At 66.8% G+C, this 23,698-nt stretch carries 27 protein-coding genes, 1 tRNA gene and 1 pseudogene; 19 read left to right on the top strand and 10 right to left on the bottom strand.

From position 1 onward, the window contains the following. Positions 1-447 precede the first annotated feature (447 nt). Together O9335_RS12525 and O9335_RS12520 are read right to left on the bottom strand one after the other, a co-directional pair. A complete protein-coding gene (locus O9335_RS12525; RefSeq protein ID WP_298388564.1) occupies positions 448-1,557 on the bottom strand; it encodes a DUF1176 domain-containing protein in 1,110 nt (369 codons plus the stop codon). Between the two features lies 1 nt (position 1,558). Continuing rightward, positions 1,559-3,298, bottom strand: a complete 1,740-nt coding sequence (locus O9335_RS12520) for a hypothetical protein (protein WP_298388562.1) — start codon at positions 3,296-3,298, stop codon at positions 1,559-1,561. Between the two features lie 104 nt (positions 3,299-3,402). Here O9335_RS12520 and O9335_RS12515 point away from each other — a divergent pair, with 104 nt between their 5' ends. Beyond that, positions 3,403-3,708, top strand: coding sequence for a hypothetical protein (locus O9335_RS12515; RefSeq protein ID WP_298388560.1), 306 nt, complete (start codon positions 3,403-3,405; stop codon positions 3,706-3,708). Here O9335_RS12515 and O9335_RS12510 read toward each other — a convergent pair whose 3' ends face one another. After that, positions 3,709-5,610 carry a hypothetical protein gene (locus tag O9335_RS12510; protein ID WP_298388558.1) on the bottom strand — a complete coding sequence of 634 codons (1,902 nt, stop codon included), beginning with the start codon at positions 5,608-5,610 and terminating at the stop codon, positions 3,709-3,711. A 21-nt stretch (positions 5,611-5,631) separates the two neighbouring features. After that, the gene (gene dtd, locus O9335_RS12505) at positions 5,632-6,072 is read right to left on the bottom strand and encodes a D-aminoacyl-tRNA deacylase (RefSeq protein WP_298388556.1); all 441 of its coding nucleotides are present in this window, start codon (positions 6,070-6,072) and stop codon (positions 5,632-5,634) included. Positions 6,073-6,271: 199 nt separating this feature from the next. Between dtd and argB the strand changes: the two genes are divergently transcribed. The 10 genes and pseudogenes from argB to tatC all read left to right on the top strand — a co-directional run bounded on the left by argB (position 6,272) and on the right by tatC (position 11,875). Then, the gene (argB, locus tag O9335_RS12500) at positions 6,272-7,180 is read left to right on the top strand and encodes an acetylglutamate kinase (RefSeq protein WP_298388554.1); all 909 of its coding nucleotides are present in this window, start codon (positions 6,272-6,274) and stop codon (positions 7,178-7,180) included. Positions 7,181-7,409: 229 nt separating this feature from the next. Next, entirely contained in the window at positions 7,410-7,994 is a 585-nt protein-coding gene (gene slmA / locus O9335_RS12495) for a nucleoid occlusion factor SlmA (RefSeq protein WP_298388552.1), read from the top strand. Continuing rightward, complete coding sequence (locus O9335_RS12490) at positions 7,991-8,833, top strand: ATP-binding protein (RefSeq protein ID WP_298388550.1); 843 nt, start codon at positions 7,991-7,993, stop codon at positions 8,831-8,833. Before slmA ends, O9335_RS12490 begins: the two co-directional genes overlap by 4 nt. Beyond that, positions 8,830-9,126: pseudogene (locus O9335_RS12485) on the top strand (NUDIX domain-containing protein); the annotation flags it as partial. The gene O9335_RS12490 and the pseudogene O9335_RS12485, both read left to right, overlap by 4 nt. Positions 9,127-9,222: 96 nt before the next feature. Beyond that, positions 9,223-9,660: a phosphoribosyl-AMP cyclohydrolase gene (gene hisI / locus O9335_RS12480; protein WP_298388566.1), complete on the top strand. Its 438-nt coding sequence runs from the start codon at positions 9,223-9,225 to the stop codon at positions 9,658-9,660. Continuing rightward, positions 9,657-9,989: a phosphoribosyl-ATP diphosphatase gene (locus O9335_RS12475; protein WP_298388548.1), complete on the top strand. Its 333-nt coding sequence runs from the start codon at positions 9,657-9,659 to the stop codon at positions 9,987-9,989. Before hisI ends, O9335_RS12475 begins: the two co-directional genes overlap by 4 nt. After that, complete coding sequence (locus tag O9335_RS12470) at positions 9,986-10,333, top strand: histidine triad nucleotide-binding protein (protein WP_298388546.1); 348 nt, start codon at positions 9,986-9,988, stop codon at positions 10,331-10,333. The genes O9335_RS12475 and O9335_RS12470 overlap by 4 nt, the downstream gene beginning before the upstream one ends. A gap of 64 nt (positions 10,334-10,397) precedes the next feature. Continuing rightward, positions 10,398-10,640: a Sec-independent protein translocase subunit TatA gene (gene tatA, locus O9335_RS12465; RefSeq protein ID WP_298388544.1), complete on the top strand. Its 243-nt coding sequence runs from the start codon at positions 10,398-10,400 to the stop codon at positions 10,638-10,640. Positions 10,641-10,667: 27 nt separating this feature from the next. Continuing rightward, entirely contained in the window at positions 10,668-11,111 is a 444-nt protein-coding gene (tatB, locus tag O9335_RS12460; protein WP_298388542.1) for a Sec-independent protein translocase protein TatB, read from the top strand. Then, positions 11,108-11,875, top strand: a complete 768-nt coding sequence (gene tatC / locus O9335_RS12455) for a twin-arginine translocase subunit TatC (RefSeq protein WP_298388541.1) — start codon at positions 11,108-11,110, stop codon at positions 11,873-11,875. Before tatB ends, tatC begins: the two co-directional genes overlap by 4 nt. On the opposite strand, the gene O9335_RS12450 is transcribed toward tatC, so the two are convergent. Beyond that, positions 11,876-13,000 carry a trypsin-like peptidase domain-containing protein gene (locus tag O9335_RS12450; protein ID WP_298388540.1) on the bottom strand — a complete coding sequence of 375 codons (1,125 nt, stop codon included), beginning with the start codon at positions 12,998-13,000 and terminating at the stop codon, positions 11,876-11,878. A gap of 15 nt (positions 13,001-13,015) precedes the next feature. Between O9335_RS12450 and O9335_RS12445 the strand changes: the two genes are divergently transcribed. Next, the gene (locus O9335_RS12445; protein ID WP_298388539.1) at positions 13,016-13,765 is read left to right on the top strand and encodes a Nif3-like dinuclear metal center hexameric protein; all 750 of its coding nucleotides are present in this window, start codon (positions 13,016-13,018) and stop codon (positions 13,763-13,765) included. After that, positions 13,762-14,739: a 4-hydroxythreonine-4-phosphate dehydrogenase PdxA gene (gene pdxA / locus O9335_RS12440; RefSeq protein ID WP_298388537.1), complete on the top strand. Its 978-nt coding sequence runs from the start codon at positions 13,762-13,764 to the stop codon at positions 14,737-14,739. The genes O9335_RS12445 and pdxA overlap by 4 nt, the downstream gene beginning before the upstream one ends. Here the strand turns inward: pdxA and O9335_RS12435 are convergent. Beyond that, entirely contained in the window at positions 14,729-17,047 is a 2,319-nt protein-coding gene (locus O9335_RS12435; protein ID WP_298388535.1) for a DUF1631 family protein, read from the bottom strand. The genes pdxA and O9335_RS12435 overlap by 11 nt on opposite strands. A 73-nt stretch (positions 17,048-17,120) precedes the next feature. Further along, the gene (gene mscL / locus O9335_RS12430; RefSeq protein WP_298388533.1) at positions 17,121-17,537 is read right to left on the bottom strand and encodes a large conductance mechanosensitive channel protein MscL; all 417 of its coding nucleotides are present in this window, start codon (positions 17,535-17,537) and stop codon (positions 17,121-17,123) included. Positions 17,538-17,739: 202 nt separating this feature from the next. Between mscL and petA the strand changes: the two genes are divergently transcribed. From petA to O9335_RS12400, 6 genes are all read left to right on the top strand, one after another. Next, positions 17,740-18,336 carry a ubiquinol-cytochrome c reductase iron-sulfur subunit gene (petA, locus tag O9335_RS12425; protein WP_298388531.1) on the top strand — a complete coding sequence of 199 codons (597 nt, stop codon included), beginning with the start codon at positions 17,740-17,742 and terminating at the stop codon, positions 18,334-18,336. 9 nt (positions 18,337-18,345) lie between these two features. After that, complete coding sequence (locus tag O9335_RS12420) at positions 18,346-19,821, top strand: cytochrome bc complex cytochrome b subunit (RefSeq protein WP_298388529.1); 1,476 nt, start codon at positions 18,346-18,348, stop codon at positions 19,819-19,821. A gap of 19 nt (positions 19,822-19,840) precedes the next feature. Beyond that, complete coding sequence (locus tag O9335_RS12415; protein WP_298388527.1) at positions 19,841-20,605, top strand: cytochrome c1; 765 nt, start codon at positions 19,841-19,843, stop codon at positions 20,603-20,605. A 91-nt stretch (positions 20,606-20,696) separates the two neighbouring features. Beyond that, a complete protein-coding gene (locus O9335_RS12410) occupies positions 20,697-21,314 on the top strand; it encodes a glutathione S-transferase N-terminal domain-containing protein (protein ID WP_298388525.1) in 618 nt (205 codons plus the stop codon). Continuing rightward, positions 21,314-21,814: a ClpXP protease specificity-enhancing factor gene (locus O9335_RS12405; protein WP_298388524.1), complete on the top strand. Its 501-nt coding sequence runs from the start codon at positions 21,314-21,316 to the stop codon at positions 21,812-21,814. Before O9335_RS12410 ends, O9335_RS12405 begins: the two co-directional genes overlap by 1 nt. A 57-nt stretch (positions 21,815-21,871) precedes the next feature. Further along, positions 21,872-21,947 (top strand) — tRNA-Thr (locus tag O9335_RS12400). Positions 21,948-22,390: 443 nt separating this feature from the next. On the opposite strand, the gene O9335_RS12395 is transcribed toward O9335_RS12400, so the two are convergent. From O9335_RS12395 to O9335_RS12385, 3 genes are read right to left on the bottom strand one after another with little or no spacing between them, the layout of a single operon-like run. Beyond that, positions 22,391-22,651 carry a hypothetical protein gene (locus O9335_RS12395; protein ID WP_298388522.1) on the bottom strand — a complete coding sequence of 87 codons (261 nt, stop codon included), beginning with the start codon at positions 22,649-22,651 and terminating at the stop codon, positions 22,391-22,393. Next, entirely contained in the window at positions 22,648-23,064 is a 417-nt protein-coding gene (locus O9335_RS12390) for a DUF5681 domain-containing protein (protein ID WP_298388520.1), read from the bottom strand. The genes O9335_RS12395 and O9335_RS12390 overlap by 4 nt, the downstream gene beginning before the upstream one ends. Then, the gene (locus O9335_RS12385; protein WP_298388518.1) at positions 23,061-23,486 is read right to left on the bottom strand and encodes a hypothetical protein; all 426 of its coding nucleotides are present in this window, start codon (positions 23,484-23,486) and stop codon (positions 23,061-23,063) included. Before O9335_RS12385 ends, O9335_RS12390 begins: the two co-directional genes overlap by 4 nt. Positions 23,487-23,698 lie beyond the last annotated feature (212 nt).

The following is a 23,698-nucleotide window of genomic DNA, read 5'->3' as shown; positions in this document are numbered from 1 at the left end:
GCAGTTCGGCCGACGAAGGGCAAGACTTCCGCGCCGCGGAGTTCGTCATCCGTTTGCCCAGCGCGGCGGCCGTTTCGGCCTGACCGGGAAACCCAGGGAGATCGGGATGTCGGCTTGGTTGGCAGGGTTGATCGGCCTCGTTTTGGGGGTGCTGGAGCCGCTGCCACCCGCGCCACCGGCGCTTTTCCGTGAAGTCCCGCCAGCAGCCGTGCGATATCGGCCTACCTTGCGCGCCAGCTCGCCCCGCCGAACGTGGTCCAACCAGGGCGCACTACGCTTCGCGCGGGAGGCAGCCATCCCTGCCGGCTGCTGGCATTGCTGCCGCCGGGTCGCAAGCCGGGGCAGCCGACGTTGGGGGGCACAGCCATGGACACCGAGCGGATGGCCGACTTGCTCGGGCGCTCGGGCCTTGGCGGTCGATGTGGGCCCCGCCAGCTTGCTGCGCGATCAGCGCGTGACCCAGGTGGGCAGTTGCCAGGCCCCGCCGGCGGTGATGAATTTGCATTGGCCGGTGGAATGGGCGCCGGTGCGCACGAAGCGTTGGCCGTCCCAGACCCAGGATTCGCTGCTCCAGCAGTCGCCCAGGCCGCGGCCTTTGTGGCTGGCGGTGATTTCGCCGTCCGATGCGTCCGAGGCCGAATCGGTGACCAGCGTCGCTTGGTAGGGCGGACGATCCTGCACGACCCAGGCCCCCGAGCCGAAGTTGTACGCCGCCAGCCAGCAGGGCGTGCTCACCAGCAACCGATGGGCCGTGAGGCGGGTGACGCTCCACTCATCGGGGGTTTGGTCCAGCAGCCGGTCGCAGTTGGCCTCGGTGGCTTTCACGTTCGCGCGCAGTGCGGCCAGCAGTGCCGGGCCTTGGCGCTGGGGCCAGATGCGGTCGGCGTCGGTCGTCGGGGGCAGGGCGGCAGCGGTGACGCGGGGGGCTTGGCGGGGGCCGGGCACCTGGCGTTCGTCCCGTTCGCCGCGCGCCACCCAGGCTCCGACCGTGCCCAGCCGCCCTTGGGCCTCGTCCATCTTGAGCAGGACGGCCTTGGCGCCTCGGTCGGACAGCACCCACTCGGTCCGCCCGTGCCGCCACGCGATTTGGCTGCTCGCCCGCGGCAAGGCGGCGATCAGGGCTTGGGTTTGAGCCGGGCTCAGGTGGCCCGTCAGGGAGCCACCCTCCAGCCGAACTGGCCCCAACGAGCGGCCATGGATCCACATCGTCAAGGTGGCCGAGGCCGGCAGCTTCGTCACCTCGGGGTGTTGCTGGTAGTCGCCGAGCATCACGGATGCGGTGGCGGTCGTGCCAGGCCCGGCCGATCGGGTCAGCAGCACCGAGACCTGCAGGTCGGCCTCATCGGCGTGGTAGCCGGCCGCGCGGCAGGTGCCGGTGTTGTCGCAGGCCAGTTCCCAGTCCTTGTGCTCAAAGTGAAAGCCTTCGGCATTCGTGTCCGGGGCCGCCGCGCAGACTCCCAGGGCCAGCAGGAGGCCGACCGCGCCGCCGCGGCCGGCGCTGCGCGCGCACCCCTGCGCAAGGGCGCACCCCAGGGGTGGCTGTTGACCGAGTCTCACCCTAGATTCGCGTTGTTTTTAGCAGCTTGCGCACGGCCGATGTCAAGCGCGGTGCGAACTGCTCCGAGGGCTCGACCGGCACGCCCAGGGCTTCGAATTCGCTCAGGCCCGTCTCGCGGCGCCACGCGAGTTTGGCCAAACGCTGTCGCTCGAGCATGGCCTCCAGGTCCGGGATCGATCGCACCGGCCGCATCGCCACCCCGCCCCCTGCCAGCGCGACGCGCGCTGAGTGCAGCGCAAGGACCTCGGCCATGTCGGCGTCGAGATCGAGGTGCAAGGTGTCCACCCGTGGGCCTGAGCTCATGAAGTTTTGACCCCGGCCCAGGGAGGTGAGGAATTGCCGGCCGTCGTCCAACTCGGTCTCCAGGTCCACCGTTTCGAGGTGGAGGGTCGCGATGTGCAGCAGCACGGTGCCGTGGTCGGCGGTGGTCCAAAGGCCGCCCACGGTTGGTGCGCCGAGAAGCATGGAGTAGAGCGGCACTTCGGTCCAGCCCAGGAAGAGGAGACCCAATGCACGCCAACGGGCCTGTGCGGCGAGCAGGCGGGGGTCCAACGCCGTACCGTCATGCGGTACCCATTCCATGCGTTGGGTGGGCACGGCGCCCAAGATCTGCGCGGCGATGGCTAGCGCTTTGGCCTCCAGTTCGGCGCCATCAGGCTCGGCCGCCGTGGCGGTCAGGGCCGGGCGAAGGGACTCGATCTCGCTGCGCAGGCCCGCCATGCGTTCGCGGCGCTGCGACTGCAGTTGGGTCAAGAGCGCCTGGGCCCCCTCTGGCAGGTCGACGCCTGTCGCAGGCACTTCCAGGGCCGACATCAGGTCGTCGAGTTCGTCCACCGAACTCGCCACCAAGGCTGCGCGGCCTGCGCGGCACAGGCTTGCACGGCGCTCGGCCTCAGCGGCACGGTCTGGGGCGGCGTCGGACTCGTCCGTCGCCGCGTTCGATGCGTCTCGCCAGAGCGCGGCGGCAGCATCCCAGGCCGCAGCGGCAGTCGCGAAACGGCAAAGGCTCTGTTCGAGTTCGGCCCTCATTTCGGCCAGAGTCGCCGAGGGCGGCGCTGCGTCCATGGCCGCCAGTGCACGTTCGGCGGCCAAGGCGTCCGTGAGTTCCCCATGGGGGCCGATGGTCATGCCCATGGGGGGCTGGTCGGGCGTTGATTCGATGGTGGGCTCGCTTCTTGCGAAATCCAGCCAGGCCAGGGCCTCGGCATGCCGCAGCCCTGGGTGCTGCGGTTGACTTGCTCGGGCCTGAAGGGTCAGGCGCAACCGGGCGACGATGTTGGCGGCCAGCGGCAGTTCGGGCCAAGCGCACAGCAGGTTCGCCATCCAATCGGCATCCGCGAGGTGCTCTTGCGTCAGCGCCAGCAAGCGCTGCCCGGCGGCGTCCTCAACCGCTTGCACAGCTCGGGCCGCGGCCTCGTCGTCAACTTCCTCGCTGTCGTGGTCGTGGTCGCTGTCGTGGTCGTTCTCGGGCGCCGCCAACAACCAGGCCCAGCGGTACTCCATGCGGCACAAGGTGAGCGCGGCGTCTCGGTCCGTGGGGTCGATTCCACAAAGCGCCCTGTAATCCTCGACTTGTGCTGCGCGGTATCCAGCGGCATCGTTCAGGCGCAGGCGAAGTCGCCTCAGGCTGGGGTCCAGTGGGCGGGCCAGTACCGCGGCGTCGAGTTGGTCCAGGGCGTCGTCCAGGTCATGCTCGTCGGCCAGTGCGGCATCCACGAGGGCTGAGAGGGGGTCGGTCATGCCATGACTCCTTTCGGTGCGGTCGGATCCAACGGTTCACGAAGAGCCTAGCAGGCTGTGCGGGGCGGCACCCTTCGGCGGCCCGCCTGGCTACCATGCCCTGCATGGACGACGCCAACGAAACCTGGGCCCTGACCCCACCGCCTTTCAATGCCGAAGCCGCTTCGGTTCAGATGCAGCGCAGCCTGCGGGACCTCGGCCTCACTTTGCGCGCTGGCGGCTTCGAGCGCCAGGGGCGACGTGCGATCGAGTTCACCGTGAACGACGGGGCCATCGCGTTGCGCTTGGCAAGGCGCCTGAGCCTGCGCACGCCCGATTGGGACGTCTTTGAGGTGCGCAGTGGTGCCGATCAGCGCCGGTTCTTGGACGAGGTCAAGCGCCGCCTGGCTCGCTGGACCGACGACGACTGATCAGGCCCGCGGCAGGCGCAGTACCAACGCCATGCCCCGCCCCTGGGGCAACCACATGCGCGGCGCGGGGCTGTGAAACGCCAGCGTGCCCCCCAAACGTTGGGCGCGGGCGGCCATGCTGCGTCGGCCGGTGCCGGGCACGGCACTCGGGTCGATGCCTTGGCCGTCGTCCACCCACCATAGGGTGATGTGGGTGGCGTCGCCCTCGGTGCCGACGATGATGCGCCGCGCCCGGGCGTGGCGCACGGTGTTGGTCAGGGCCTCGTGCAGCAGGCGCACCAGCTCCAAGGCCCCGCTGCCGCGCAGGCAGGGCAGCACGGGCGCTTCGGCCACCTGCCACTCCATCTCGAGTCCCGCGCTGCGCAGCATGCCGGCGACTCGGTGCCGCCAGCTGCCCAGCAGGACGCCGAGGTCGCCTTGCTCTTCGCTCAGGGTGTCGACCGACAGGCGCATTTCCAGCAAACACTCGTCGATGCCTTGGGCCAACTCCGCTGGGGTCAGCTCGCCGGTTTGCAGGCGCAGCGTGAGCAGCCGCGCACCCAGGCCGTCGTGCAAGTCTTGCAGCAAGCGTTGGCGCTGTTCGCCCGCCGCTTGTTCGCGCTGGGCCCGCGCTTTGGCCGTGTAGGCCTCCTCCAGAGCGCGGGTGCGCTGCTCCAGCTCGGCGGCCAAGTCTTGGCGCAGGGCCTTCTCGCGCCGGGCGCTGGTCACGAAATGGCGCTGCAGCATCAGCACCACCCAAACCACCCAACCGGCGTGCGCCAGGGTGTTGGCGTCCACCATGGGCACGCGCAAGGCCAACGAGGCCAGGCTCACCCACGCCCAAGTGAAGGCCGACAAGCCCACCAGCATGGCGTTGCCCCATTGGGCGACGCTGGGGCGCCGGCCCAGGCTGTGCAGCGCCAGGCCCAGCGCCAGGCTCAGCAGCGCGGCCCGCACCCCCAAGGCCCACCAAGGCCAAGGGTGGCTGAAGTCGCTCCAAGCCAGCGATTGGTAGGCCGCCCACAGGTCGATGGGCAGAGCGACAGCCAGCACACCGGCCAGCCAGCGCCACAGCCGAGGGCTCCACAAGCCAGCCCAATGCGCCACCACGGCCACTTGCAGGGCCTTGGCCACCAGGTCGACGGCGTCCAGCAGCATGCGCCAGTAGGGCGTGGGGATCGGTTGCTGCGCCAGCACATAGGGCGTGAGCAGCAGGCCCAGCAGGGCCACGTGGGCCGCACTGAGCAGGTAGAGCGGCTCGTCACGGCGCACCCAGCCCACGAAGCCCAGGAACAGGGCGGCCAGCAGCGCGCCACCGGCGGTCAGGCCGCGCAGCGTTTGCCAGCGCTCGCGGGCGTTGTCCCGTGCATGCACGGCGTCGCTCGGGCCCATCACGGGTTCATTCAGGCCGGCCGGCAGCTGAGCGGGTGCCGCCAGCCGCAATTGCAGGCGGTGCTCACCGCTTTGCAACATGGTTGCCGGCAGGTGGATCTGCAGCCAGCGCATGCCGACCAACAGGTGCCGCTTCTTGGGGTCGATGTGGGCGTCGTTGTCGGCATCGGCCAGCAACACGCCATCCAGAAAGACGCGCACGTGCGGTCGGTACTCCAGGCTGAGGGCCCACACCTCGCCCGGTTGCGGTTGGGCGCGCACATCGGCCTCCAGCCAAAGCACCTCGTCTTCCTTGGAGAAGCGCCGCAGCGGCATGGGGGTCGCTTCGCCATCGGTCAAGCTGGGCGGCGGCAGGGCGTCCGGGCTGGAGACCGAGCGCCAATGCGACAGCTGCACCAGGCGAGGGTCGTCGTTCGGCAGCAGCGACCCCCACTGCACCAAGGCCACCAGCCCCAGGGGCAAGGCCAGGGCCACCAACCAACGCCAAAGCCGCGACGCCCAGGCCAAGGGGCGAGGTGGGTGACGGTGCATCAAGGTGCCGTCCACAAGCACTCAGTCCATTTGAAGTGGCAAGGTCACGGGCCCGTCGTTCACGAGCGCCACCTTCATGTCGGCCCCAAACACGCCGGCGGCCACCACGGGGTGCAAGCGCCGAGCGTCCTCCAGCAGCGCTTCCCACAGGCGTCGCGCTTGCTCGGGTGGGGCGGCACCCGCAAAGCTGGGCCGATTGCCCCCCCGCGTGTCGGCCGCCAAGGTGAACTGACTCACCAACAGCAGGCCACCCTGCACGTCTTGCAGGCTGCGATTCATCTTGCCGGCTTCGTCGGCGAACACGCGCAGCTTGAGCACCTTGGCCAGCAAACGCGCCCCGGTGCTGGGGGTGTCGTTGGGCTCGGCGCAAACCAGCGCCAGCAGCCCCGGCCCGATGGCGCCCACCACCGCCCCGTCCACGGTGACGCTGGCTTCGCTCACGCGCTGCACAAGCGCCTTCACCCGCGCCGGCTCCGGGTGCACAGCGGCTGGGGGTGGGTGGGCAGGCAGGGGCAGGGGGTGTGGCGCATGGGCGGCATTCTCCCGTGGGGGACGGCCGGCGCCGGCTCCGTCCACGCAGGCTTGCTGTGGCAGTCGCGAAAGCCGCGCCGGGACCCGCTCCCTAGAATGGCCGCCAGCGTTTTTCTGCCTGCACGCCGCCATGAGCTCCTCGACCCAAGCGCCCGACGTCACCCACATCGCCCCCCGCGAAAAGGCCGAGATCCTCAGCCAAGCGCTGCCCTACATCCAACGCTTTCACGGCAAGACGATCGTCATCAAGTACGGCGGCAACGCCATGACCGACCCGGCCCTGCAGCAAGACTTTGCCGAGGACGTGGTTCTGCTCAAGCTCGTCGGCTTGAACCCTGTGGTGGTGCACGGCGGTGGCCCGCAGATCGAAAACGCGCTCAACCGCCTGGGCAAGAAGGGCACCTTCATCCAAGGCATGCGCGTGACCGACGCCGAGACCATGGGCATCGTCGAATGGGTGCTGGCCGGCGAGGTGCAACAGGAGATCGTCGGCCTCATCAACCAAGCCGGCGGCAAGGCCGTGGGGCTGACGGGCAAGGATGGCGCCATGATCCGCGCCAAGAAGCTCAAGATGGTCGACCAGAAGGACCCGAGCATCGAACACGATGTCGGGCAGGTGGGCGACATCGAGTCCATCGACCCCAGCGTGGTCAAGGCCCTTCAAGACGACGCCTTCATCCCGGTCATCTCGCCTCTGGGCTTCGGCAAGCAAAACGAGAGCTACAACATCAACGCCGACGTGGTGGCTGGCAAGCTGGCCGAGGTGTTGAAAGCCGAAAAGCTGGTGATGCTGACCAACACCCCGGGCGTGCTGGACAAAGAAGGCCAACTGCTGACCGACCTGAGCGCCCGCCAGATCGACGACATGTTCGCCGACGGTACCCTCAGCGGCGGCATGCTGCCCAAAATCGCCTCGGCCTTGGATGCGGCCCGCGCCGGTGTGCGCGCGGTGCACATCATCGACGGCCGCGTGCCGCACGCCTTGCTGCTGGAGGTGCTGAGCGACCAGGCCTACGGCACGATGATCCGCAGCAAATGAGGCCCCCAGTCTCCCTCCGGTCGCCACCCCCCGAGGGGGCCGCGACGCCCTTGGGGCGGCCCTGCGGGCGTCGGATGACGCCCCCGGTCTCCCTCCGGTACGCGCCTTGCAGGCCGCGTCGGGCCAGCGGCCCGACCGTTCCGCAGGCTGGCGGGCGATGCCCGCCCGTCCGGCTCCACCCCCCCGAGGGGGCCGCGACGCCCTTGGGGCGGCCCTGCGGGCCTTGGCCATGAACGAGGCGACCGCCGTCCGCGTCCGCCTCGCCCCGGGCGAGCGCAAGCTGCAAATCCTGCAAACCTTGGCCCAGATGCTCGAGGGTAGCGAGCGCGTCACCACGGCCTTGTTGGCCGAGCGGTTGCAGCTGAGCGAGGCCGCGCTGTACCGCCATTTCGCCAGCAAGGCGCAGATGTTCGAAGGCCTCATCGCCTTCATCGAAGACAGCCTGTTCGGGCTGGCCACCCAAATCGGCGATCAGGCCCTGCCGGCCCCCGAGCGGTCGCGCAAGCTGGTGGGCGCGGTGTTGCAGTTCGGCGAGCGCAACCCCGGCATGGCCCGCGTGATGGTGGGCGATGCGCTGGCCCTGGAACACGAGCGGCTGACCGTTCGCATCCACCACTTGTTCGAACGTCTCGAATCCAGCCTGAGGCAGTGGCTGCGTGAGGCCGACGCCAACACCCTCACGCCCACCGTGGACGCCCAAGCCCAGGCCGCCGTGCTCATGGCTTACGCGCAAGGGCGTCTGCTGCGCTTCGTGCGCTCGGGCTTCCGCGACCGACCCACCGAACACTGGGACATCCAGGCCCGCTGGCTGTGAACGACGACCTGCTGCTGCGCCTCATCCAGGCCGTCGAGGCCCTGGGCCGACGCGCCCCCACCCTGCATCCTCCCGAGGGCGAAGCCCGCGCCTGGCGCTACCGCGGCCGGCCCGCTCGCTTCGAGCCGGTGCAGCGCCTGAGTCCCCTTCGGCTGGAGGACTTGCGCGAGATCGACGCCCAGCGCGAGCGCTTCGCCCGCAACCTGGCGCAGTTCGCCCAAGGGCGCTCCTTCAACCACGTGCTGCTCAGCGGCGCACGGGGCACCGGCAAGAGCTCGCTGGTCAAGGCTGGCCTCAATGCCTGGCCGGCGCTGCACTTGGTCGAGATCGACCGCAACGATTTGGCCGACCTGCCCGAGGTGCTCGATGCCCTGGCCCAGCGGCCCGAGCGCTTCGTCGTGTTCTGCGACGACCTCAGCTTTGAAGCCGGCGACGCCGGCTACAAGAGCCTCAAGAGCGCGTTGGACGGCACCGTTTCGGCCGCCAGCGAGCGCGTGCTGCTGATCGCTACCAGCAACCGCCGGCACCTGATGCCCGAGCATTTCCGCGACAACCTCGAGGCACGCGGTCGTGGCCCCGACGGCGAAATCCACCCCGGCGAGACCGTGGAAGAAAAAGTTTCGTTGTCCGAGCGTTTCGGCTTGTGGATCAGCTTCTACCCCTTCAGCCAGGACGAGTACTGGGCCATCGCCCGCCAATGGCTGATTGCCATGGGCGTGCCCGAGGGACGGCTGGAGGCGCTGCGCCAACCCGCCCTCGTTTGGGCGCTGGAGCGTGGCTCGCGCAGCGGCCGCGTGGCCTACCAATTCGCCCGGGATGTGGCCGGGCAGACCGCATGAACGACCTTCCGATCACCGACGTTGCCGTGGGCGTGCTGCGCCGCGGCCCCGATGAATTCCTGCTCACCTCGCGTCCGCCAGGCAAGGTCTACCCAGGGCACTGGGAGTTCCCGGGCGGCAAGTTCGAGCCTGGTGAAGACGCCGATGCTGCGCTGCGCCGCGAACTGCATGAAGAACTCGGCATCACCATCGGCGCCACCGCCCCCTGGCGCGTCGAGGTGGTGGAGTACCCGCACGCCCGTGTGCGCTTGCATTTCCTGACCGTGCGCGAGTGGTCGGGCGATTTGCACATGCGCGAAGGTCAGCGCATGGCGTGGCAGCGTTTGCCCGCCACCGTCTGGCCCGTGCTGCCCGGCACCGTGCCCGTGTTGCGTTGGCTGGCTCACGAGCTGAATCACCCTGGCCCCACGCACCATGACGCCCCTCCCACCCCACCCGCTTGGCTCGACCAAGTGGCCTGGGACGAGCGTGGCCTGGTGCCGGCCATCGCCCAAGAAGTGGGCAGCAACGACGTGCTGATGGTGGCCTGGATGAACCGCGAGGCGCTGCTGCAAACCTGGGCGCGCGGCCAAGCCGTTTACTGGAGCCGCAGCCGTCAGCGCCTGTGGCACAAGGGCGAGGAAAGCGGCCACGTGCAAACCGTGCACGACATCCGCCTGGACTGCGACCAAGACGTCGTCCTGCTCAAGGTGACGCAGCAAGGGCACGAGGGCTGCGGCGTGGCCTGCCACACCGGCCGGCATTCCTGCTTTTACCTGCAACTGGACGGCGACGACTGGCAGGCCGTGGAGCCCGTCATCGTTGACCCCGAAAAGGTGTACCGATGAACGACACCGTGCTGGCCCGCGTGGCCGACACCATCGCGGCGCGGCGCGCCAGCGCCGACCCCGCCAGCAGCTACGTGGCCAAGCTGGCCGCCAAGGGCTTGGATGCCATGCTCAAGAAGGTGGGCGAAGAGGCCACCGAATTCGTCATGGCCGCCAAGGACGGCGACGCCGACAAGCTCACCTACGAGGCCGCCGACCTGTGGTTCCACAGCTTGCTGGCGCTGGCCGAGCTGGGCGTTCGCCCGGAGGCGGTCTTGGCCGAACTCGCCCGGCGCGAGGGCCTGTCCGGCCTCGCCGAATTCGCTTCCCGACCGGAGAACCAGCCATGAGCCACGACCCGAATTGCATTTTTTGCAAGATCGCCGCCGGCACCATTCCGTCACGCAAGGTCTACGAAGACGACGAACTCATCGTCTTTCACGACATCGCCCCGTGGGCCCCGGTTCATCTGCTCATCGTGCCCAAGGCCCACATCGTCAGCCATGCCGAACTGACCGATGAGCACGCCGCCCTGGCCGGCCGCATGATGGTGCTGGCGCCCAAGCTCATGCGTGAGATGGGCGTGACCGGCGGCTTCCGCACCGTCATCAACACCGGCCGGGACGGGGGGCAGGAGGTCATGCACCTGCACATGCACGTCATGGGCGGACCGCGCCCTTGGGCTAGGGGATGACCACTTAAGAAATACGGCAGACATCTTGCACAACTAGAATCAAACGGCGTTCTAGGAGTCAGACATGGGATTCGGTAGCGGTTTGCATTGGTTGATCGTTTTGGTGATCGTCGTTTTGGTCTTTGGAACGAAGAAGCTGAAGAACATCGGGTCTGACCTTGGCTCTGCCATCAAGGGATTTAAAGACGGGATGAAGGACGGCGGCAATACAAACGCCACGCCCCCGAACGACCCGAACCAGCGGATCACGCAAGCCGCCGACGCCAACACGGTCGACGTGCAGGCCAAAGAGAAGAGCAACTCCTGAACCCCGACTTGCGGTGGATGAGCACCCATGCTTGACCTGGGTCTGGACAAGCTCGCGCTGATCGGCGCGGTGGCGCTCATCGTCATCGGTCCCGAAAAGCTGCCCAAGGTGGCCCGCACGGTGGGCCACTTGTTGGGCAAGGCACGCCGCTACGTGTCCGATGTCAAGGCCGAGGTCAGCCGCTCGATGGAGATGGAAGAGCTGGCGAAAGCCCGGCAGCAGTTCCAAGAAGCCGCCGGCGAAGTGTCAGAAACGCTGCACGGCACCTTCCAAGAGGCCCAAGCCGGCTTGACCGACAACTGGACGGCCGACCCCAGCTGGCAGCCCACCCCGTACAAGAAGCCCCGCAAGAATTGGCGGGTGCGCCGCAGCAACGTGCCGCAGTGGTTCAAGCAGCGCCAAGGCATCAAGCGGCAGGTCCAGTCGGGCGCCGCCCGCGTGGCCCGCCACCGACCCAAGACCCCCCGATGAGCGCCCAGCCCGACCCCGACGACGAACTGGCCGGCACCGAGCAGCCCTTCGTCGAACACCTCGTCGAGCTTCGCGACCGCCTCATCCGCGCTCTGGTGGCCATCGGCATCGGCTTCGGCCTGCTCTGCATCTGGCCTTCCCCCGGCGGCTTGTACGACCTGTTGGCCCTGCCCATGAGCCAAGCACTGCCCGGTGGCACCAAGCTCATCGCCACCGGCACGTTTGCGCCCTTCATGGTGCCGCTCAAGATCACGTTGATGGGAGGTTTCCTGCTCTCCCTGCCTTACGTGCTCTACCAAGTCTGGGCCTTCGTGGCGCCAGGCCTGTACTCCCACGAAAAGCGCTTCGTGCTGCCCCTGGTGGTGTCCAGCACCTTGCTGTTCTTTGCGGGCGTGGCCTTTTGCTACTTCCTCGTGCTGCCGGCCATGTCCAAGTTCATCGTGCTGGTGGCGCCGCAGTCCATCCAGGTCGCGCCAGACATCGAGCAGTACTTCGGCACCGTGCTCACGCTGTTCTTGGTGTTCGGCATCGCCTTCGAGGTGCCGATTGCCGTGGTGGTGCTGGCGGCCCTGGGCATCGTCAGTGTGGCCAAGTTGAAGGAGTGGCGGGGCTACTTTGCCGTGGCGGCCATCATCGTGGCCGCCATCGTGACACCGCCCGACGTGATCTCCCAACTGGCGCTTTTCATCCCGCTCGTCGTCCTGTACGAGCTGGGCATTTGGGCCGCGGTGATGTTGGGGCGCGGCAAGTCGAGCGAGCGCTGATCAACGGCGGCGGGCATTGGGCAGCGGCCGCGTGCCCACCCGCACGTTCAGCGCCAGCGCTCGCCCAGCGCGTTCGACGTCGAGCCGTGCCGTCGAGTCGGGCTTGAGCGCCGCCACCCGTTGCAGCAATTCTTCGGGGCTGCTCACGGCGTGGCCAGCGACCGCCACCAACACATCCCCAGGCACCATGCCAGCCTTGGCCGCCGGGGCGTCGGCCACCACGGCGCTCACCAGCACCCCTTTTTGGCCCTCGGGCAGCTTCAGGGCTTCGGCCAATTCGGGGCTGATGGAGCGCGACTGCACGCCGATCCAGCCGCGAAGCACGCGCCCCTCGGACTTCAAGGCTTGGGCGACCTCTAGCGCCAGTTCCACGGGGATGGCAAAGCCGATGCCCTGGTTGCCGCCGCTGCGCGAATAGATGGCGCTGTTCACGCCCACCCAGCGGCCCTCGGCGTCCACCAGTGCGCCGCCGCTGTTGCCGGGGTTGATGGCGGCGTCGGTTTGGATGAAGTTCTCGAACACGTTGATGCCCAATTGGCTGCGCCCCAGCGCGCTGACGATGCCCGACGTCACCGTTTGCCCCACGCCGAACGGGTTGCCGATGGCCAGCACCGGGTCGCCCACGCGCAAGGTCTTCGTGCTGCCCGCAGTGGCCACGGGCAGTTTGTCCAAAGCAATGTGCAACAGCGCCAGGTCCGTTTCTGGGTCAGAGCCCATGACGGTGCCCGTGGCCTCGCGCCCATCGGCCAACTGCACGTCGATGCGCTCTGCGCCCGCCACCACGTGGTGGTTGGTCAGGATGTGGCCTTCGGCGTCCACGATGACGCCAGAACCCAGGCCCTGCCGGCCCTCGGGCGGTGTCGGGTGCCATCGTGGCAGGAGCGAGGCGTTGACGGGCGCGGCGGTGCGCACCAAGACCACGGCGGGTGCCGCCCGCTCGGCCGCGGCGGCCAGCCCCTTGGCCGGTGGCAAAGCGACGGCGGGTGGGGGTGGGATCGTCGCTTCTGTCGCGCGCGGCGGGGCCGGCCGGAGCAGCCATTCAGGCCGCAGCGTTTGCACGACGAACAAGGCCGCCAGGGCCAGGGTGCAGCCCTGGGCAAAAATCAACCACCAACGTCGCAGCATGCTCAAGGATTCCCCGTGACCCGCACGTCCGAGATCGACCACTACCTCAACGACCTGCTGGGGGTCGCGCAGTTTAAGGATTACGGGCCCAACGGCCTTCAGGTCCAAGGCAAAGCCACGACCGCGCGCTGGGTGGGCGGCGTCACCGCGAGCCGTGCGCTCATCCACGCCGCCATCGAGCAGCAGGCCGACGCGGTGCTGGTGCACCACGGCTTGTTCTGGCGCGGGCAGGATGGGCGGCTCACGGGCTGGCTGGCCGAGCGCGTGCGCTCGCTGATGGTCCATGGCATCAACCTGTTCGCCTACCACCTGCCGCTGGACGCCCACCCGGAGTTCGGCAACAACGCCCAGTTGGGTCGCCGCATGGGCTGGTTGCCCGAGGGGCAGTTCGGCGAACAGGGCTTGGGTTGGCTCGGCCGCTTGCCTGAGCCCCAGGACTTGGCGGGTTTGGCGCAACACATCGACCGCGAATTGGGTCGGGTCCCGCTCGTCTTGCCGGGTGACGGGCGCGCATTGCGGCGCGTGGCCTGGTGCACGGGCGGGGCGCAGGGCTATTTCGAAGCGGCCATCGCTGCGGGCGTCGATGTCTTCGTCACCGGGGAGGTCAGCGAGCCTCAGATGCACTGGGCCGCCGAGTCGGGCGTGGCCTTTGTGGCGGCCGGCCACCACGCCACCGAGCGTGGGGGCGTGCAGGCCTTGGGGCAACACCTGGCCGAGCGCTTCGACCTGGCCTGGACCTTCATCGACCTGCCCAACCCCGCATGAAGCCGCCGCTGCTGCTCACCATGGGCGATGCCGCCGGCATCGGCCCCGAGGTCATCGTGCGAGCCTGGGACGCTCAGCCCGCGGGGGATGCGGTGGTCGTGGGTTGCCCGACCGTCATGCGTCGTGCCCTCCATGCCTGCGGACGCCAGCGCCCGGTGGCGGTGCTCGAGCGCCCGGACGAGCTTGCGCTGCCAGGCGCATTGCCGGTCTGGACGCCCCCTGACTTGCCCGACCTGAACGGTCTGGCGTGGGGGCATGTGGACGCGCGGGCTGGCGCTGCGGCTGCGGCTTGCATTCGAGCCGCGGCCGGGGCCATCGCCGCCGGCCAAGGTCGGGGCATGGTGACGGCCCCGCTGCACAAGGAAGCCTTGCATGCGGCCGGCATCGACGTGCCGGGCCACACCGAAATGCTGCAGGCGCTGTGCGGCGTGCCCGAGGTGCGGATGATGCTGGTCAACGCCGAGTTGCGCGTGGTGCTCGTCACCGTGCACCAGTCCTTGCGATCGGCCTGTGAGGCCATCACCGAGGCCCGCGTGCTCGACACCCTCCGACTGCTCCACCCCGCCTTGCAACGCTGGTTCGGCTTGGGTGAGCCGCGCGTCGCCGTGGCCGGTTTGAACCCGCACGCGGGCGAAGGGGGGTTGTTCGGGCGCGAAGAAATCGAAATCATCGGGCCCGCCGTGCGCGTGGCGCAAGGTTGGGGCTGGCAGGTCAGTGGCCCGCACGCGCCCGACACCGTCTTCATGCGAGCCCGCCAGGGCGAGTTCGATGCCGTGGTGGCCATGACCCACGACCAGGGGCTGATTCCCGTCAAGTACCTGGGCTTGGACGAGGGGGTGAACCTCACCCTGGGATTGCCTTGGGTGCGCACCAGCCCCGATCACGGCACGGCGTTCGACCTCGCCGGCACCGGCCGCGCCGATCCGCGCAGCTTCGCCGCCGCTTGGTCGCTCGCGCGTCAGCTCACGCTTTGACCGGTGTCGTGGGCGGCAGCAGGGCCGCCAACTGCTTGCGCGCCCGCGCCGTGGCCCGTTCCAGCAACTGCGCGCTTTCGTAAGCGCGCAGGCGTTCGCTCTCGCAAAGCCGCTTGAGCATGCGCGCTGTCATCGTCAGGGTCTTGGGGTACTTCTCCCCCTCGCTGAAGATGAAAAAGCTGCGCCCCTGGCTGATGTGGGCAAGCTTCACCTTGCGCCAGGAGTCACCTGTGTTCATGCGGTAGACGCAACCCACTTCCAACTGCTCGAACAGGGCGGCCCCGCGGCTGACGGGCGGCGCCTCTGGGGCTGGCAAACCGTCGATGGCGATGTCGACTGCCGCCAGAGGGCCCGCCTCGGGGGCGCCATCGGCTTCGAGCACGATGTCCACCGTGCCATCCCACGCGACGTCGGCTTCACTGAGCAAGCCCACCGCCTCGGCGCCAGCGGCCCCGAAAACTTGCTCCAAGTCGATGTCCAGCGTGGCCGTGGCCCGCGCGGCGGCGGCTTCGTCCGGCACGGCCAAGCCGAAGGCGGCTTCGATGCGCTTGACCAGCAGGTTGTGGTCCAACGGTGACAGCGCCGGCTGCTTGAGCGACTCGGCGTGAATCGGCAGCAGGTCAACAAACAGCTGCTTGCGCACGGCCTCGGGGCTGCCCACGCGATCCAGGCCCTCGTTCACGGCCCGCACCATCACCGGCAGTGTGGACAAGAACTCCCGGCGCAGCGGGCTGCCGCCTTTGGGCAGCACCGACAGCGCCAATTCCTTGCCCAAGCGCCGCATGCCTTGGGCCTCGGCGTCACCCGCTTGCGTGGCCGCATGCACGATCACCGGCCCCCAGTCGCGGCTGAGGAATCGCTTCAGGAAATCGGGCAGCGGCAGGTCGGCCAAGGCCCGCTCCAGTTCCTGCTGGTACTGGTAGGTTTGCCGGGCCAGCGCTTCCTTCTTGGCGAGCAGTTCCGCCGCATCCTGCCCTTCCCGCTGGAGGGCGAGGCGGTTTTGCTCGGCCACGAAGGCCTCGAGCGCATCCAACTGCTCGTCGTAGAGCTTGACCTTTTCGAAGTCGCCGTTGGCGATTTCCTCGACCAGCGGAGCCACGCGCTGCAGGAAGCCCAACCCGGGATCCTGTGAGAAGTCCTCATAAGCGCATGCCAGCGATGCCAAGCGGTTGACGAAGCGCCGAACCGGATGCTTGCGCATCGAAAAAAAGCTCGTGTCGCCCAGCGCCGCGCGCAAAACCGGCAGTTGCAGCCGAGCGAGCAGGCGCGCCATCTGGGGCGGCACCTTGGGATCGGACAGGATGGCGTCGAACAAGCCGCCCACCACGTCGATCACCATGTGATCCAGCGGCGTGCTGGCCGCCTGGTGCAACTCCGTGCTGTGCTGCTGGATCAAGTTGGTCGGCAGCGGCAGCCCGGCATCGCCCAAGGCCATCGGCGACAGCACAGGGGCCGCCTGACCGATGTGCAACTGGCGCAGCAGCCCCATCACCTGCGGCCCCACGTGCCCAAGCATGGCAGCGCCGTAAGGGCCACCGTGGCTCGAAGAGCCCTGCGGCCCCAGGCCGCCGGGCACCGTCAAGCCGCCGGGGCCGCTGATGGGGGCGTGACTCGATTCCGTCGGGTCCATGGCCATGGGCCGGCTGTGGTGGCCTCCGCCCCCCCGAAGTCCACCCGGCTCGGTCACCGCTCGCAAATCCTGAGCCCTGAGCCCCTGGGTGCGGTAGGTTGCGGCGATTTCCGTGTAGCAAGTGGGCATGCGCAACGCCAGAGCGCGGGTCAACTCCTCGCTCAGCGTTTGGCGCATGCCGGTTTGGTCGGTCAGGCTGTCCACCGCCGCCAGCAGCGCCCTTGCGACCATGGCCGGGCGGAATGGGTTCTTGTCAGGACCGGCACTGGGATCGCCCAGCAAAGACGCCGTGAACGCTTCGACTGCTCGCAGTTCCCATTCGCAATGGTGAGACAGCGCCATGCCGATGCGATCGGCCACCACCAACTGGTCCACCGCCTCTTCTTCCACCAGAGACAACTCGTCCCAATCGGTGTTCAAGCTCAGCTTGGGTCTGGATTGGGCCGGGTCCCACTGCGACTTCAAGCTCTGCTCGAAACGCCCGATGCAGCTGCCCGCTTGCTGCCGAAGCAGGCCTTGCGTCAGCAGCATCTCGTCGCGACGGGCCACCTTGAGGGCGGACATGGCCAACCGGCCTGCACTTTCAGCGGCGTCGGCCATCGCCAGTTCGAAGGCGCGGCTCAAAGACTGCAGTCCAGTCAGGAGATGGGAATCCATGGCGACAACAACGTGGGGCACGAGGCCCTGGGGGTCAAGAGGAGCGGGCAGCCCGGTGCCACCCTCTCATGATGCCTCAGGCGGGCAAAGGGTGTCAGCGCTTGAGTGAATCCCGGATCTCGCGCAACAGGAGCACGTCCTCCGGGGTCTGCGGTGCCGCCGGGGGGGGCGCAGCCTCGGCGCGCTTCAGTCGGTTGATCTGCTTGATCATCAAAAAGATGACGAAGGCCAAAAGGATGAAGTTCAGCAACACCGAAAGGAAACTGCCGTAGGCCAGCACCGCGCCGGCTTTCTTGGCCTCTGCCAGCGTCGTCGCCGTTTGACCGGCCAGGGGGATGAAGTAGTTGCTGAAATCCAGGCCACCGACCAGCTTGCCCAGCACCGGCATGATCACGTCGCCCACCAGCGAATCGACGATCTTGCCGAAAGCGCCCCCGATGATGACGCCGACGGCCAAGTCGACGACGTTGCCCTTGACGGCAAATTCGCGGAATTCGGAGAGGAAGCTCATGAGGTCTCTGGGTGAATGCGAAGCCTTGCATTCTCCGAACGTGGGTGCGTTCCAGTCCCTGCGAGTTACCCGTAGCCCGGCCGCTGAGGCGCCTGAGTCCGACCGGCCCCCATGGACCCTGACGCTAGAATGCCGGCCGCTTCCCCAGGAGGAGCCTCGGCGCTCGTCCCCCATCTCCTAAAAGAAACCACCAAGGATGCCCATGAGCGACCACGCTGTGGATCAAAGCAAACGCACCTGGATGATCGCGACCGGCTGTGCCGGTGCGGCAGGCGGTGCGGCCGTCGCGGTGCCTTTCATCAGCACGTTCGCGCCGTCGGAGCGCGCCAAAGCTGCCGGCGCGCCGGTCGAAGTGGACATTTCGTCGTTGAAACCGGGCGAGAAGATCACGGTCGAGTGGCGCGGCAAGCCGGTTTGGGTCGTCCGCCGCACCCCCGAGCAGTTGGAAGCGTTGGCCAAAACCACCGCCCAGGTGGCCGACCCCGACAGCAAACGCACGGCCTACCCGACGCCTGACTACGCGAAGAACGCCCACCGCTCGATCAAGCCGGAGTTCTTCGTGGCGGTCGGCATTTGCTCGCACCTGGGCTGCTCGCCCACGGACAAGTTCCAGCCGGGCGCTCAGCCTTCCTTGCCCGACGACTGGGCGGGTGGCTTCCTCTGCCCATGCCACGGCTCGACCTTCGACATGGCCGGCCGCGTCTTCAAGAACAAGCCGGCTCCCGACAACCTCGAAGTGCCGCCGCACATGTACCTGAGCGACAGCAAACTGCTGATCGGCGAAGACAAGAAGGCTTAAGGAGCTCACATGGCCGAATTCAAGGACGCGCCAGCGGGCGCCTCGATGGGCGTCAAGACCATGACTTGGTTGGAGAACCGGTTCCCCACCGCGTTCGATGCCTACCGGGTGCACATGGCGGAGTACTACGCCCCGAAGAACTTCAACTGGTGGTACATCTTTGGCTCCTTGGCCCTGTTGGTGCTGGTGATCCAAATCGTCACCGGCATCTTCTTGGTGATGCACTACAAGCCCGATGCGAATCTGGCCTTCGGCTCCGTCGAGCTCAGCATCATGCGAGACGTCGACTGGGGTTGGCTGGTGCGCTATATGCACTCCACCGGGGCGTCGGCCTTCTTCGTGGTCGTGTACCTGCACATGTTCCGCGGCTTGCTGTACGGCTCTTACCGCAAGCCTCGCGAACTGGTTTGGATCTTCGGCTGCTTGATCTTCCTGTGCCTGATGGCGGAAGCCTTCTTCGGTTATCTGCTGCCCTGGGGCCAGATGAGCTACTGGGGGGCCCAGGTCATCGTGAACCTGTTTGCGGCCATTCCTTACGTCGGCGAGACCCTGTCGCTCTTCATCCGCGGCGATTTCGTGGTCAGCGACGCCACCTTGAACCGCTTTTTCAGCTTCCACGTGATCGCCATCCCGCTGGTGCTGCTGGGCTTGGTGGTGGCGCACTTGTTGGCGTTGCACGACGTCGGTTCCAACAACCCCGACGGTGTGGAGATCAAGGCCAAGAAAGACGCCTCGGGCAAGCCCTTGGACGGCATCCCCTTCCATCCGTACTACACGGTGCATGACATCTACGCCGTCAGCTTGTTCCTGATGGTGTTCTCGGCCATCGTGTTCTTCGCGCCCGAGATGGGCGGCTACTTCCTGGAGTTCAACAACTTCATCCCGGCCGATCCGCTGAAAACTCCGGCCCACATCGCACCGGTCTGGTACTTCACGCCGTTCTATTCGATGTTGCGCGCCACCACCTCGGACTTCATGCCCTTCTTGTGGGCCTTCTTCGTGGTGGTGGGTTGGGTGTCGGTGCGCCGCTCGGCGTTCCCGGCCATCGTCAAGACCGGCTATTGGGGTTTGATGGCGCTGCTGTTCTTCGCCTTTGGCGTTGGCAAGGTGCTGCTGGGCTGGGCTGGCGTGACCTTGGCCAACCCGCTGATGGATGCCGTGCTCGGCGGGTACGACGCCAAGTTCTGGGGCGTGGTGGTCATGGGCGGCTCTGTCATCATCTTGTTCTTCTTGCCATGGCTGGACAAGAGCCATGCCAAGTCGATCCGCTACCGCCCCGATGGGCACACCTGGGTCTACGTGGTGTTCGTGATCTTCTTCGTGATCTTGGGCTACCTGGGCATCCAACCGCCGAGCACCGCTGGCACTTTGGTATCGCAAGTCGGCACGCTGTTTTACTTCGGCTTCTTCCTGCTGATGCCCTGGTGGAGCCAACTCGGCGCATTCAAGCCGGTGCCTGACCGCGTGACCTTCGCTGCCCACTGACCGACCGGAGTCGATTCGAATGAAAAAAATCCTCGCCTCTTTGCTCTGCGGTTGGGCGTTGGCCACGTCGGCCTTGGCGGCCGGTGGTGGTGTGGCATGGGACAGCTTCCCCAAGGAGAAGCTGACCGACATGGCGGCCTTGCAAAACGGGGCCAAGTTGTTCGCCAACTACTGCTTGAACTGCCACTCCGCTCAGTTCCAGCGCTACAACAAGCTGCGCGACATTGGGCTGACCGAGCAGCAGATCAAGGACAACCTGCTGTTCGCGAGCGACAAGGTGGGCGACACCATGCGCATCGCCATGGACCCGAAGCAGGCCAAGGAGTGGTTCGGTGCCATGCCGCCCGACCTGACCATGGTGGCTCGTTCGCGCTCGGCCGCTGGCCAGGGCAGTGGCGCCGATTACCTCTACACCTTGTGGCGTTCGTACTACCGAGACGACACCAAGGCCACCGGGTGGAACAACCTGGCTTTCCCGTCCATCGGCATGCCCCATGTGCTGTGGGAACTGCAGGGCGAGCGTCAGCCCGTGTTCAAGGAAATCGAGTCGCACGGCCACACCACCCACGTTTTCACGGGCGAATGGACGGTCACCAAGCCCGGCAAGTTGACGCCAGCCGAGTACGACAACGCGGTCGCCGACCTCGTGGCCTACCTGGCCTGGACGGCCGAGCCCATGCAGGCGCAACGCTTCCGCTTGGGTGTGGGCGTGTTGATCTTCCTCGGTATCTTTGCCGTACTGGCTTGGCGCCTGAATGCCGCGTTCTGGAAGGACGTGAAGTAAAGCCAGGCCTCGCGCCGTGCGCAGTGCGTGTCGTCGTCGATGCGCACTGCGTTTTGTTTTGAATTTGTTCGACTGACCGGAGTCCACCACCATGATGGTCCTCTACTCGGGCACCACCTGCCCATACTCGCACCGTTGCCGCTTTGTCCTGTTTGAAAAGGGCATGGATTTCGAGATCCGCGACGTCGACCTCTTCGCCAAGCCCGAAGACATCGCCTTGATGAACCCGTACAACGACGTGCCGATCTTGGTCGAACGCGACCTGATCTTGTACGAGTCGAACATCATCAACGAGTACATCGACGAGCGCTTCCCGCACCCGCAGCTCATGCCCGGCGATCCGCTCGCACGTGCTCGGGTCCGACTCTTCTTGCTCAACTTCGAGAAGGAACTGTTCGCGTACGTCAATATCTTGGAAAACCGCAGTGGTGGCCCCAAGCCGAACGACAAGCAACTGGAGAAGGCCCGCAGCCAGATCCGGGACCGCCTGACGCAACTCGCCCCGATCTTCTTGAAGAACAAGTACATGCTGGGCGACGACTTCTCGATGCTCGATGTGGCCATTGCCCCATTGCTGTGGCGCCTGGACTACTACGGCATCGACATGTCCAAGAATGCGGCCCCCTTGTTGAAGTACGCCGAACGCATTTTTTCTCGCCCGGCTTACATCGAAGCCTTGACGCCCTCTGAAAAGGTCATGCGTCGCTGATGGTCCCCACCGTCGAGTTGCCGTCCACCCGGCCCTACCTGATTCGGGCGCTGCACCACTGGTGCAGTGACCACGGCTACACGCCTTTTTTGGCGGTGGCGGTGGATGGCTCGGTGCGGGTGCCCATGGAGCACGTGCGCGACGGTCAGATCGTCCTGAACCTCAGCCATGAGGCGACCCAGGGGCTGGACTTGGGCAACGAAACGATCGCCTTCAAGGCGCGTTTCGGCGGGGTGGCGCGGGAGATCCGTGTGCCGGTGGAGCGCGTCTTGGCCATTTATGCGCGGGAAAACGGCCAGGGCATGGCCTTCCCGGTCGGGGCCTCGGCCGGAGAATTGACCCACGCCGGTGCTGAAGCCGCGCCTGACACCTCGCTCGCATCGGGCGAGGTGTCGACCTCCACCGGCTTGCGTTTGGCCACCCGCAGCGAAGATTCAGACGGTGAGGCTCCGCCGCCCGATGCGCCGCCGCCTCGCCCCGCCCTCAAGCGCGTGAAGTAGATTGGATGCGGGGTCGCGTGCCTCTTGGGATGGCCCATGGGGCACGCGCCTTGCACAGCCGGCTTAGCTCAGTTGGTAGAGCACCCGCCTTGTAAGCGGAAGGTCGTCAGTTCGATTCTGACAGCCGGCACCATTTGAAAACAATCACTTAGCGGGGCTTGGCGAGTCTTGCTTCTCGGCTAGTTTTGGGTTTGTGTACCATTTCGTGTACCAAGCGCCCTCCAGCCGATCCCCCGTTTGCCATCTCGTTGGCTCTCACCAACAGCCGGAGCGCTTCGCTTTGGTCTTGTTGGCTAACGAAGCCAATCGGCTGCCAAGGCTCATCGTCAACACCCGGCTCCCGCTCCCAACTGCAACAGCCAGATTCAGGCTGGCTGCGGTTCATCGGGTAGACCGGGTGCTCGCACCGGGCTAGGCCAGAAGTGGCCGAGTAGTGGGCGAAGTGCCGACAGTGCCAGCATGGGGTCGGGGTTGTCTGGTGCATCGGCCCATCATTCGCAACGACTGGCTCAGGGCGTGAGCGGGCGGCACAAAAAAGCCCGGACATTGCCGGGCTGGGTCTGGAGCGATGTGGGGCTAGTGCGCGTGCAGGAAGGCTAGGGTGAAGTGCCCCTCTTGCTCGGTTTTCAGCACCTCGGCTTCAATGCGGGCCATGAATTCGGCCTCGGTCTCGCTGGGGTGGCGTTCGAAGGTTGCTCTGCCAACCTCTGCGCGGGTCATCTCTCGCGACTCCGCGCCAGCGTCCACAAAGCAAACCATCATGACTCGGCGCTCTTGCTCGATGGTCGCTGCCTGCTCCAGCGCTTCGACCCTTGCCTCTAGATTCGCCTTGCTCATGGTTTGCCCTCCAGGGCGGCAATGCGCCGCTCCAGCTCGTCGGCTTCGGTTAGCTTGGCGAGAGTGCCCAATGCGGCCAGGAGCGTGGCGCCTTGCGTCGGCGAAAGCTTCCCGTCGCGAATGGCTGCAATCACGGCGCGGCCTTGCTCGGTCAGGGTGCCATCGGGCAAGGTCAGCGGTTGCGCCTCCTCGGTTGCCTTCATTGGGGCAATGACTCGCTCCAACAGAAGGCGAGAGGCGGCAACGTCGCCGCTCAGTGCGGCACTCGTGAGGCTTTGAATGATGGCCGGTACATGCTCAGAGATGGCGGCGCGCAGCTTGGCAACTTCTCCCGTTCCAGGCTTGCGGCCTTGGGGGTTGCCGCTCTCTCCCGGCTTCCAGGCCCGGGGTGGGGTGGGGCGCTTCAGGGTCATTCTTCTGCTCCTTCACTGCTGAAACAGAAAAGGGCTCTTTGCCTGCCCTCGAAGTCTGTGCCGGTGGCCTCTTGGTCGAGGGTGAACTCTTCGGCCAGGTCGCGCAGTGCAAAGGCTTGGGCCTTGATGCGGCACAGGTCAGGGTGCAAGGTATCGGGCATGGCATCCAAAGGGCCGCAGAGGGCCTGGAGTCGGGCGCTGAGGGCTTGCAGTCGGCGAGTAGCTTGCGCGGCTTCGTGGGCACTCTGTGGGCTCGCTAGGCCCAGCTCTCGGCAGACCTCGGCAAGCTGCCAGGGGTGAACAAGCAAGCCCTCGTCGTCGCGTATGGGCTCGCCTTGGGACAGCAGCACGGCGGGGCCGTTTTCGTCGGTGAAGGCTTCGACCTTCAGGGCGGGGTGGGAAATGATGTGGTTTCGGGGCATGGTTGCTCCGTCAATGAACAGCACACAGGCTGCTAGGAGATGGTGTATCTAGATAGGTATCCCGTGGCGGGAGAACCTTCAGATGCGTATTCCACGCCATCCCGGACACCATTCCGCTGTGATGGCGGACAGCATTCCACCGTGATGGCGGACACCGTTCCACGCTGAAGGCGGACAGCGTTCCATCCTGATCGCGGACACCGGCGGGTGTC

This window comes from Inhella sp., from assembly GCF_027532025.1.
In the GTDB taxonomy this organism is placed as follows: Bacteria; Pseudomonadota; Gammaproteobacteria; order Burkholderiales; family Burkholderiaceae_C; genus Inhella.
The sequence above is the reverse complement of the archived record's forward strand: the minus strand, read 5'-3'. Positions and strand labels throughout refer to the sequence as shown.